This window comes from Nocardioides sp. YIM 152588, assembly GCF_040191335.1.
Lineage (GTDB): Bacteria > Actinomycetota > Actinomycetes > Propionibacteriales > Nocardioidaceae > Nocardioides.
In genome coordinates this window covers 1-10,377 of record NZ_JBEGDJ010000086.1, presented here as the reverse complement: position 1 = coordinate 10,377, position 10,377 = coordinate 1, and the positions used below count along the sequence as shown (strand labels likewise).

The 10,377-nt window shown below is 72.8% G+C and carries 10 protein-coding genes; 1 reads left to right on the top strand and 9 read right to left on the bottom strand.

Going from position 1 to position 10,377, the window contains the following annotated elements:
* The 9 genes from ABLM29_RS21605 to ABLM29_RS21565 all read right to left on the bottom strand — a co-directional run.
* A partial coding sequence (locus ABLM29_RS21605) for a response regulator (protein WP_349716683.1) occupies positions 1–529 on the bottom strand: 529 nt, incomplete at its 3' end.
* 112 nt (positions 530–641) lie between these two features.
* The gene (locus tag ABLM29_RS21600) at positions 642–2,330 is read right to left on the bottom strand and encodes a methyl-accepting chemotaxis protein (protein ID WP_349716682.1); all 1,689 of its coding nucleotides are present in this window, start codon (positions 2,328–2,330) and stop codon (positions 642–644) included.
* Complete coding sequence (locus ABLM29_RS21595; protein WP_349716681.1) at positions 2,327–2,800, bottom strand: chemotaxis protein CheW; 474 nt, start codon at positions 2,798–2,800, stop codon at positions 2,327–2,329. The genes ABLM29_RS21600 and ABLM29_RS21595 overlap by 4 nt, the downstream gene beginning before the upstream one ends.
* Positions 2,797–5,208: a chemotaxis protein CheA gene (locus ABLM29_RS21590; protein WP_349716680.1), complete on the bottom strand. Its 2,412-nt coding sequence runs from the start codon at positions 5,206–5,208 to the stop codon at positions 2,797–2,799. The genes ABLM29_RS21595 and ABLM29_RS21590 overlap by 4 nt, the downstream gene beginning before the upstream one ends.
* A gap of 104 nt (positions 5,209–5,312) precedes the next feature.
* On the bottom strand, positions 5,313–5,570 hold the full coding sequence (gene csrA / locus ABLM29_RS21585) for a carbon storage regulator CsrA (protein ID WP_349716679.1): 258 nt from the start codon (positions 5,568–5,570) through the stop codon (positions 5,313–5,315).
* A gap of 82 nt (positions 5,571–5,652) precedes the next feature.
* Complete coding sequence (fliW, locus tag ABLM29_RS21580; RefSeq protein WP_349716678.1) at positions 5,653–6,057, bottom strand: flagellar assembly protein FliW; 405 nt, start codon at positions 6,055–6,057, stop codon at positions 5,653–5,655.
* Positions 6,058–6,074: 17 nt separating this feature from the next.
* The gene (locus tag ABLM29_RS21575; protein ID WP_349716676.1) at positions 6,075–6,962 is read right to left on the bottom strand and encodes a flagellin N-terminal helical domain-containing protein; all 888 of its coding nucleotides are present in this window, start codon (positions 6,960–6,962) and stop codon (positions 6,075–6,077) included.
* A 34-nt stretch (positions 6,963–6,996) separates the two neighbouring features.
* Positions 6,997–8,397 (bottom strand): flagellar hook-associated protein FlgK, encoded by a 1,401-nt coding sequence (gene flgK, locus ABLM29_RS21570; RefSeq protein ID WP_349716674.1) that lies wholly within the window; start codon positions 8,395–8,397, stop codon positions 6,997–6,999.
* Entirely contained in the window at positions 8,397–8,876 is a 480-nt protein-coding gene (locus ABLM29_RS21565) for a flagellar protein FlgN (RefSeq protein WP_349716672.1), read from the bottom strand. The genes flgK and ABLM29_RS21565 overlap by 1 nt, the downstream gene beginning before the upstream one ends.
* A 364-nt stretch (positions 8,877–9,240) precedes the next feature.
* On the opposite strand from ABLM29_RS21565, the gene ABLM29_RS21560 reads away from it, so the two are divergent.
* Complete coding sequence (locus tag ABLM29_RS21560) at positions 9,241–10,098, top strand: sigma-70 family RNA polymerase sigma factor (protein ID WP_349716670.1); 858 nt, start codon at positions 9,241–9,243, stop codon at positions 10,096–10,098.
* Positions 10,099–10,377 lie beyond the last annotated feature (279 nt).

The following is a 10,377-nucleotide window of genomic DNA, read 5'->3' as shown; positions in this document are numbered from 1 at the left end:
TGGTCGACGCCCATGTCGAGGACGAGTGGTCCCTGGCCCAGACCCTGCGGCACCTCGTCCTGGCGACGGACGCCTGGCTGCGGGGCGCGATCCAGCGCGTGCCCCAGCCGTGGAACGCGATCACCTTGGCGACCAGCTGGGCGCGGACGACGTCCTTCGCCGCCGCGGGCGAGCCCGCCCCGGACGGCTTGGTCACGTAGTCGTCGGCACCGGCCACCAGGGCGTCCAGCGTGGCCGACGCGCCGCGCTCGGTGAGCGTGGAGAACATGATCACCGGCGTCGCCCGGTCGGTGCGCCGCAGCTCCCGGACGGTGGCGATGCCGTCCAGCTCGGGCATCTCGATGTCGAGGGTGACCACGTCGGGCCGGAGCTGGGCGATCCGCTCCAGCGCGACCCGGCCGTTGGGCGCCGTACCGATCACCTCGACCCCGGGCTCCTCGTCGAGGATCCCGGTGACGAGGCGCCGGATCAGGGCGGAGTCGTCGACGACGAGGACGCGGATCGCGCCGCTGGCCGGCTGGCTGGTCATCTGCTGGTCCTACTCCTGGGAGCGGGGACGTCGGCGAGGACGTCCGGGGAGGACGGAAGGACGTGAAGGGTCGGCCGTGCCCGGGCCGCGGGGCCCGGGCACGGCCGATCGGTCACAGGGTGAAGCGGGCGTAGCCCTCCTGCATCACCGCGGCGACCGCGGTGAGCTGCTCGGCCGAGGAGCGCGTCTGCGCGGCGGCCTGCGAGGACTGCTCCGCGGCGGTGGCCACGGTGACCACGTTCTCCGCGATCTCCGCCGAACCGGCGGCCGCCTGGGCGATGTTCATCGTCATCTCCTGGGTGGTCGTCGTCTGCTGCTCGACCGCCGAGGCGATGTCGGACTGGTGGACCGTCACCTCGTTGATGGACCCCACGATCTGGCCGATGATCGACGACACGTTCGCCACCTCGGCCTGGATCGTCTGGATCCGGGTCGCGATGTCGGTGGTCGCCCCGGCGGTCTCGCCCGCCAGGTCCTTGACCTCGGTCGCCACGACGGCGAAGCCCTTGCCGGCGGCGCCGGCGCGGGCGGCCTCGATCGCCGCGTTGAGCGCCAGCAGCTTGGTCTGCTCGGCGATCGCGTTGATCGACTCGACCGCCGACCCGATCTGCGTGGAGGCGCTCTCGAGCTTGTCGATGGCGGTCCGCACGCCGGCCGTCTGCTCCGCGGCGATCGCGCCGACCCGGGCGGCCTCCTGCGCGTTGTGGGCGATCCCGGCGATGGAGGCACCCATCTCCTCGGCCGCGGCCGCGACGGTCTGCACGTTCACCGAGACCTGCTCGGCCGCGGCCGACACGGCCTGCGACTGCGCGGCGGTCTCCTCGGAGGCTGTCGACACCTGCTCAGCGACGGCCAGCAGGTCGGCCGCGGCGCGGGCGACGTCCTCGGCCTTCTCCGCGCCGTCGGAGACGGCCCCGCGGAACATCGCGCGGGCGTTCTCGAAGGCCTGCGCCATCCGGCCGACCTCGTCGTCGTGCGGCGCGTGGGACGACCGGCTCAGGTCGAACTCGGAGAGACCCGTCGCGGCGTCGGCGACCGAGCGGAGCGGCACGGTGATCATGCGGGAGATGCGGGTGGCCAGCCAGATGGTGAAGACCGCCGCCACCAGCAGCGCGATGAACAGCGTGACGATCGCACGGTTGATCGCGTGGGCGTTCGCGTCGGCCGTGTCGAGCGCGGCCTGGACCTCGTAGGCCTCCAGGTCGTCCAGCGCGTCCGCCGCCGGCGGCAGGATGTTCTCCATGGCGCGGGCGTACGCGCGCTGCAGCGTCTGCTGGTCCGCGGCGTTCGAGGCCGGGATCATCACGGTGTCGCGGAGCTCGACGTACTCGGCCCAGCCCTGCTCGAACGCCTGGATGTCGGCCTCGGAGGCGGCCGTGGTGTCGGTGACCTCCTTGTACTCGGCCCAGGCCTCCTGGATGTCGACCTCGTCGGCGGCCATGTCGGCCTCCAGCGTGGGTCGCTGCTCCGGCGAGGCGATCAGGTGCTCGGCCATCCGCATCCGGGCGTGCAGCTCCTGCTCGTGCACGACCGCCAGGCGGTTGGTGGCCACCACGCTGACGTCGGAGAGGTGCTGGGCACGGTCCGCGGCCTGCTTCAGGCTGAGTGCGGCCATGCCGACCAGCGCGACGCCGGCGATCGCCGAGATCGCGACGATGATGTAGATCTTCGCGCCGACCGAGCGGTCGGCCAGGACCTTGAGGTGGCGCAGCTGGCGCTGCGGTGCGGGCTGCTGGATGGTCGCCACGGGGCTGTCCTTCTGCTGGGTCGGGTTCGGGGGCGGGGGCATCAGGGTCGTCATGCGTCACCACTCACGTCGGCTGCGAGGTCGGGGTCGAGAACGAGGAGGATCGACTCCTCCAGCGAGACCACCCCGTGGAGTACGTCGCGGACGCTGGTCGGCAGCGTCGCGGGGGCCTGCTCCAGGGCCCGGTCCCCGGTGTTGATCACGTCGCCGATGTCGTCGACGAGGAGGCTCACGGCCTCGCCGTGGCTGCGGACCACCACGTTCATGGACGCGGTCCCCCGCTCACCGGCGTCGCCGGACGGGCCCGGCAGGCTGAGCCGGCTGCGCAGGTCGACCGCCGTGACGATCTGTCCGCGCAGGTTGATCACGCCGCGGACGGACTCCGCCGCGCGCGGTACGACGGTCACCTGGTGCTGGCGCAGCACCTCCTGGACGTGCTGGACGTCGACGCCGAAGTGCAGGCCGTCCACCCAGAAGGTGCAGTGCTGCTCGGCGGCGCGCCGCAGCGTGGTCGCCTCGCTCATCGGGCGGCTCCGTTCATCATCCCGGCCTCCGCGCCGGCCTCCAGGCCGGCGACCAGGTCCATCAGCTCGGTGTCGTGGTCCGAGAACCCGGTGTCGTGGCCCGAGAACCCGGTGTCGTGGCCGGAAAACCCGGTGGCCAGGTCGACCACCTCGCCGCGGAGCACCGCGTCGAGGTCGATCAGGTCGGTCACGTGGTCGTGGATCACGGCCGTGCCCAGCACGCCGGTGCGGGCACCGACCGGGCTCGGCGCGAGCACGACGTCGGCGACGTCGACCACCCGGCCGATGACCAGGCCGACGAGGTCGCCCGCGTGCTCGTGGACGATGACGGTGATCGTGCCGCCCGCGCCGAGGCCCGGGTCGTCGAAGCCGAGCATCGGCGCCAGGTGCATCAGCGGCAGGATGCCGCCCCGGTACTGGGCGACCTCCCGGCTGCCCGACCGCTCGATCCTGCTGGTGTCGAGCTCCTCGAGGCGGGCGACGTCGTGCAGCGGGATCGCGGCGCGCTGGTTCGGCCCGGCCTGGAGCACGAGCACCGGCGTGACCTCCTCCTCGCTGCGACGCTCGGTGTCGACGCGACGGCTGGTCTTCTCCACGTTGTTGTCGCGGGCCAGCCCGGCGACGTCGAGGATCAGGGAGACCCGGCCGTCGCCGAGGATGGTGGCGCCGGCGTACATCGGCAGGCCCTTCAGCTGCCGGCCGATCGGCTTGACCACGATCTCCTGGGTGTCGTGCACCTGGGCGACGGTGAGCCCGAACCGCAGCGCGTCGGCCTGGACCACCACGACCGTGACGGTCTCACCGACGGCGGCCGCGTCCGCCCCGGGCAGGCCGAGCGCCTGGGGCAGCGAGACCAGCGGCAGCAGGTCGCCGCGCAGGCGCAGCACCGGCGTACCGGCGAGCACCTCGACGTTGCGCTCCGCGTCCTCGCCCTCCAGCCGCACCAGCTCGACGAGGTTGGCCTGCGGGATGGCGTAGCGCTCGCCGTCCTCCTCCACCACGAGGGCGGGGACGATGGCGAGGGTGAGCGGGATCCGGACCCGGATGGTGGAGCCGTGGCCGACCTCGCTGGCGATGTCGACGCTGCCGCCGATCCGCTCGATGTTGGTGCGGACGACGTCCATGCCGACGCCGCGTCCGGAGACGTTGGTGATCTCCGAGGCGGTCGAGAAGCCGGGCCGGAAGATCAGGCCGAGCACCTCGCCGGTGTCCATCAGGGCCAGCTGGTCGCGGGTGACGACGCCGCGCTGGACGGCGACCTCGCCGATCCGCTCGGGGTCGATGCCCTTGCCGTCGTCGGTGATCTCGACGATCACCTGGCCGGACTCGTGCGAGGCGCGGAGCAGCAGCGTCCCCTTGGCCGGCTTGCCGGCGGCGACCCGGTCGGCGGGCGGCTCGATGCCGTGGTCCAGCGCGTTGCGGACCAGGTGCGTGAGCGGGCCGCTGATCGCCTCCAGGAGGCTGCGGTCCAGCTCGGTGTCGCGGCCCTCCATGACCAGCTCCACGTCGCGGCCGAGCTGCCGGGAGAGGTCGCGCACGATCCGCGGCATCTTCGACCAGACCTGGCCGATCGGCTGCATGCGGGTGCGCATCACCGCCTCCTGCAGCTCGCTCGCGACGAGGTTGAGCCGCTGGCTGGCGCGCATCAGCGCGGCGTCCTGCTTGGCGTCGGTCCCCTGGAGGATCTGGTTGCGGGTCAGCACCAGCTCGCCGACGAGGTCGACGAGGTTGTCGAGCAGGTGGACGTCGACGCGGATCGAGTTGTCGGCGACCGTACGGCGCTCGACGTCGTCCTCCTCCGGCGCCGCCTTGGCCGGCGCGGCGGGGACGGGCGCCTCGGGCACCTGCTCGACCTCGGCGACCGGCTCGGCGACCGGCTCGGCGACCGGCTCGGCGACCGGCTCGGCGACCGGCTCGGCGACCGGCTCGGCCACGGGCTCCTCGACCGGCTCCTCGACGGGCGCCTCCGCGACCGGCTCGGCCACAGGCTCCCCGACCGGCTCCTCGGCGGGCTCCTCCCCCGCGAGCAGCCGCTCGATCGCGGCGACGGCGGAGTCGACGTCCACCCCCGTGTCGGCGTCGGTCGAGGTCTGCTCGATCGAGCCGAGCAGCGCGCGGGTCACGTCGACCATGGCGAGCAGGGCCTCGGCGATCGCCGGGGTCATCACCTGCGCCCCGTCGCGCAGGCGCGCGAGGAGGGTCTCGCCGACGTGGGTCAGCCTCTCGAGCCGGTCGAACGCCAGGAAGCCGCTGGTGCCCTTGATCGTGTGGATCGTCCGGAAGATGCTGGACAGCAGCTCGCGCGAGCCCGGCTGCTGCTCGAGCTCCACGAGGTCCCGGTCGAGCTGGTCGAGGTTCTCGTACGACTCGACCAGGAACTCAGCGATGATCTCTGCGTCGTCGTCCATGTGTGCCTCCGTTTCCGAGGCCTTGATCGGCCGGAGGCTGGTGCTTCTGAGAAGCGTGGGACGTGATATGCGCAGTGGGGCTCAACCGCGGCCCCGGCGGGACGCTACTCCGAGGCGGAGTCGGTGCGGCCGCGCATCGCCTGCGCCAGGCTGGAGAGGGAGGCGACGGCGTCGGCCGACGGGGACGCGGCGTCCGCGTTGGCGTCCGCCACCTGCTGCAGCAGCTCGGCGCGGTTGACGCGCACCGATCGGGGCGCGTCGATGCCGATCCGTACGACGTCACCGCGCACCTCGAGCACGGTGACGGTCACGTCGTCACCGATGACGACGCTCTCACCGACGCGACGCGACAGGACCAGCACGGGTGGGAGGCTATCGGTTGTCGCCGGCGACCGTGGCGGTACGTCCGGAAGGCGAGGAGGTGGTGGACACAGCAACCAGCTCTCAGTCGCCCAGCGGGGCGGCCAGCGGGAGGTCGGTGTCGTCGAGGATCACCTGGGTCGCGCGCCGGGTGGCCGTGTTGACCACGAGCGGCGCACGCAGGTTGACGGTGGTGTCGGCCAGCGAGGAGCCCGCGCGCACCAGCAGCAGCACCAGGGCGTCCGCGGCGCCGGTCAGCCCCAGCTCGGCGGCGACGCTGTCGCTGACCTCGGGGGCGTAGTCGGGGAAGAAGGCGTGCGGGGGCACCACGACGAACTGCGGCGCCGCGTGGTCCAGCGACTGGAAGCCGAAGATCGCGCCGTCCTCGTCCAGGCGGACCAGCGCGAACCGGCGGTCCTCGGGGAAGCCGGGCAGCGGGTGGACCAGCTCGATGACCGGGATCTCCTCGGTGACCTGCATGCCGTTCATTGAACCATCCGGGTGGGTCACCGCAGGAAGTCGATGAGGCTCGGCTGCATCACGCGCGCGGTGGCGGCCAGCGAGGCCTGGTAGGCGACCTCCTGGAGCTGCAGGTCCATCGTCGCCTTCGCCAGGTCCGTGTTCTCCAGCGAGCTCAGGGTGGTGGTCAGCGAGAGCTCGGCGTCGCCGGCCGCGACCTCCGCCTTCTGCAGGCGGGCGTAGGTGACACCGGCCGCGGTCCGCGCCGAGATGACCGTGTCGACCCGGGTCTTGAGCGCGGCGGCGGCGGTCTGCACCCCCGCGGTGTCGCCCGCACGGAGAGCGGTGGACAGGGCGTCGAGCTCGTCGAAGGCCGACCCCGTCCCGTCGCCGAAGACGGTGCGGCCGTCCACGTCGACGCGGAGGTTGACGCCGTCGGCGATCCGCCGGGTCACCTGGCCCGGGGTGCCCACGTAGGCCCCGGTGTCGTCGTACGCCGCCGCGCCGGCGGTGACCCCGCCGAAGACCGGCCGGTCCAGGTAGGTCGCGTTGGCCAGGGTGACCGTGTTGGCGCGGAGGCCGTCGACCTCCTGGGCGAGCGCGTCGAGCGAGGCCTGGCCGAGCGCGCCGGAGATCGCCTGCGCGGCGAGCTCGCGCGCGCGGCTCAGCGCGGTGGTCACGCTGTCCAGCGTGCTGTCGATCTGCGTCATCCAGCCGACGCCGTCGGCCGCGTTGCGCGCGTACTGGCCCTGATCGGCCAGCCCGGTGCGGATCCGCATCGCCGCGGTGGTGTCGGCCGGGTTGTCCGACGGGCGGTTGAGGATGCGCCCGGTGGTCAGCTGCTCCTGCACCTTGCCCAGCCGGGTGAGCCCGGTCTGCACCGAGGCCAGGCCCGAGGTGTTCAGCATCCGCTGGGTGATCCGGCCGACGCTCATCGCGGCACTCCTGTCGTGATCGAGCGGGTGGCGGTCATCGACCGACCACGCCGGTGCGGTTGATGAGGGTGTCGAGGACCTCGTCCAGCGTGGTCATCAGCCGGGCGGCGGCCTCGTAGGCGCGCTGCGCGGTGAGCATGTTGACCGTCTCCTCGTCGAGGTTGACGCCGGCCTGGGACTCCCAGGCGGTGTCGAGCGAGCCGGTCAGCGCCTCCTGGTTCGCCAGCTGCCGGTTGGTGGCGGCGACGTGGGTGCCGAAGCCGTTGACCAGCCGCTGGTACGCCTCCGTGGCGGCCGCGGTGGCGTCGCTGAGCACGTCGGCATTGCCCCCGTCCAGCGTCGCGGACCCGCCGATCGAGGCGGCGGCGACCAGCGAGGGGTCGGTGATCGCCACGGCGAGGCTCGCCGCCGGGTTCGTCGGGTCGTAGGTGAAGAAGGCGCCGCCGGCCGTCCCGGCCTGGTCGAAGCCCAGCGCGTGCTGGGTGTTGATCGCGTCGGCGAGGCTGGTCGCGACGGCGTCCAGTCCCGCGCGGTAGTTCGGGAGCGTCGTGCTGAGCAGCTGGTTGATGCCGCCGACGGAGCCGGAGAGCCCCGACACCGCCGTGGTGGTCCCGCCCGGGTCGGTGACCGCGAAGGTGATGGCCGCGCCGTCGGCGGAGCCGTCCGGGTTGACGCCGGAGGCGATCGCCAGGGAGCCGGCCTGGCGGCCGCTGACCAGGCTCACGCCACCGACGGAGACGTCGTACTGGCCGTCGGCGCGGACCGAGGTCACCGCGCCGGTCAGGTCGGCGAGCTGCAGCGCGAGCTGGTCGCGCTGGTCCTCGAGGACGGCGACGTCGGTGCCGTTCTGCGAGCCGGTGAGGATCGTGTGGTTGAGGGCCGCCAGGTCCTTCGCGGCGCTGTTGACCTGGTCCACGACGCTGACCAGGCGCAGTCGCTGGTCGGCCTCCTCGCCCGAGATGTTGCCCACCTGCGCCTTGAGCGCCTGCGCGAGCGACGAGGCCGCGCCGAGCACCTGGTAGCGCGCGGCGTCCCCGCCCGGGTTGGTGGCGAGGTCCTGCCAGGACTGGGTGAACGTGTCCAGGGCGGCCGCGACGCCGTTCTCCCCCGGCTCCCCGATCCCCGACTCGACCCGCGCGAGCACGGTGGCCTGCGTCTGCAGGCTCGCGAGCGAGGCGTGCTCGCGGCGCATCCGTGCGTCCAGCAGCGGGTCGACCATCCGCCGTACGTCGGAGACCGCGACGCCGTCGCCGTAGCCGGTGTAGCGCGACCACATCGCCACCTGGGAGGTGGACTGCGAGGCGCCGACGATGGTGCGGCGGGCGTAGCCGGTGGTGGTCGAGTTCGCGATGTTGTTGTTGGCGACGTCGAGCGCGGACTGCTGGTAGCGCAGGGCCGTCAGCGCGGTGTTGAGCGAGCCGAAGGAGCCGACCATCACAGGCTCCGATCCAGCAGCCGGCTGCGCCGGGCGTCGGTCACGGCGGTGCCGTCGGGGGCGTAGCTCTCCGCACCGCCGCCGCCGATGGCGAGCAGCGTCTCGCGCGCCGAGCGGTACCCGGCGGTGAGCAGACCCTTGGCGTCCTCGGAGACCTCCGCGATCTCGCGCGCGATGGTGACCAGGGCGTCGCGGTGGTCGGCGAGGATCGCCGGCCACGGCTCCGGAGCCACCTCGGCGAGCGCGGCCAGCGACGGGTTCGGGGGCAGGCCGAGCTCGAGGGCGACCTCGTCGGCCGCCGCGGCGCGGAGCACCTCGGTCTCGCGGATCGTGGTCAGCACGTCCTCGATCTCGCGGGTCGCGCGGACGAGCCACTGGGTGCGCCCGGTGGTGAGCAGCAGCCGCTCGACCTCCAGCTTGTAGGCAAGGTGCTCCATGAGCTCACGTTCGCGCCACAGGATCTGCGACAGCTCGTCCACCGGGTGTTCCTCCGTCCTCCCGCCCGCGGGCCCGCGGCGGTTCGTTGCAGAGACCATCGCCCGATCCCCGGCCGATCTGAGCGGTTCTCCCCGGGATCGGGGGCAGTGCGGCACGCGCCACGCGGAGACCCCCGGGGAGGGTTGGCGACGGCGATCGATCCGTGCATACTGCGTCGATCGGTCGGCCGACCGGCCGGTCGATCGGCCAACGGCGGGTGACCACCCGTTATGACCCCCTGCTGGCCCCACCGGACCATGCCCTTCTGGGACCCCCCGGGACCGCAGTCCCGTCTTAGGCTTTTTCAGGCCCCGGTTCGTCCCGTATTCCGGCGCTCATGGTCCCGCTGTTACCAGTGTGACGGCCATGACGGCTTACTCGGACAGCCTCCCCACCGCCCACCGCGACGGTGCGGAGGAACTGATCACCCAACACATGCCCCTCGTCGGACACATCGTCCGGGAGACGATGGGGCGTGTCCCCTCCCACGTGAGCAGGGACGACCTGACCTCGGCGGGACTGACCGCCCTGGTGCTCGCCGCCCAGGCCTATGACGCCAGCCGGGCTGTGCCGTTCGACCGGTACGCCGCGACCCGCATCCGCGGGGCCATCCTCGACGAGCTGCGCTCCATCGACTGGGCCTCCCGGTCGGTACGGCGGCGCGCCCGCGACCTCGCCGAGACCCGCGCCGCCCTGGCCGGCGCGCTCGGCCGCACCCCCACGGTGGACGAGGTCGCCGCGACCGCGGGCCTGTCGACGGACGAGGTCACCGCCAACGACGACGACGTGGCCCGGGCCCAGGTGCTCTCGCTGCAGGGCTCGACCACCACCACCATCGAGGACCTGGTGCCGCACACCGAGCCCTCGCCGGAGGAGATGTACGAGCACGCCGAGCGGCTGACCTACCTGCGCGAGGCGATCGCCGAGCTGCCCGACCGGCTGCGCAAGGTGGTGGAGGACTACTTCTTCGCGGAGCGGCCGATGGCCGACATCGCCGCCGAGCTCGGCGTCACCGACTCCCGGATCTCGCAGATGCGGGCCGAGGCGCTGGCGCTGCTCAAGGACGGGCTCAACCACGCGCTCGACCCGGCGCTCGTGGCGCCGGTCGGCAAGCCCGGCGGGGTCGCCAACCGTCGCCGGGAGGCCTACTTCGCCGCGGTCGCCTCGCGGCACGCCGAGGGGCTGCGCCGCAGCATCCCGGCTCGCCTCAACGTCGCCGGCTGAGCCGGCACCAGCCGTCACGCCCCGGGGGCGTCTCCGCGTCGCGGAGGCGCCCCTGGTCGCGTTCCCACCGGCCGCGTGCGAGTACGCGCGGGAGTAGCGGTGCCGAATCGCTCAGCCACCGCGCCGCGCAGTCGATGAGGGAGACCGACGGGAGTCCAGGGAGGGACGCCCGAGAACCAGACCTTGCATCCAGGAGGGAACACCATGGGTCTCCGCATCAGCCAGAACATCGAGGCGATCAACGCCTACCGCAACCTGTCGACCACGCAGAGCAACCTG

Coding starts and splice junctions, on each gene's coding strand:
- ABLM29_RS21560 (WP_349716670.1), top strand. CDS start 9,241: ATGACGGCTTACTCGGACAGCCTCCCCACCGCCCACCGCGACGGTGCG.
- ABLM29_RS21590 (WP_349716680.1), bottom strand. CDS start 5,208: ATGGACGACGACGCAGAGATCATCGCTGAGTTCCTGGTCGAGTCGTAC.
- flgK (WP_349716674.1), bottom strand. CDS start 8,397: ATGGTCGGCTCCTTCGGCTCGCTCAACACCGCGCTGACGGCCCTGCGC.
- ABLM29_RS21595 (WP_349716681.1), bottom strand. CDS start 2,800: ATGAGCGAGGCGACCACGCTGCGGCGCGCCGCCGAGCAGCACTGCACC.
- ABLM29_RS21600 (WP_349716682.1), bottom strand. CDS start 2,330: ATGACGACCCTGATGCCCCCGCCCCCGAACCCGACCCAGCAGAAGGAC.
- fliW (WP_349716678.1), bottom strand. CDS start 6,057: ATGAACGGCATGCAGGTCACCGAGGAGATCCCGGTCATCGAGCTGGTC.
- ABLM29_RS21575 (WP_349716676.1), bottom strand. CDS start 6,962: ATGAGCGTCGGCCGGATCACCCAGCGGATGCTGAACACCTCGGGCCTG.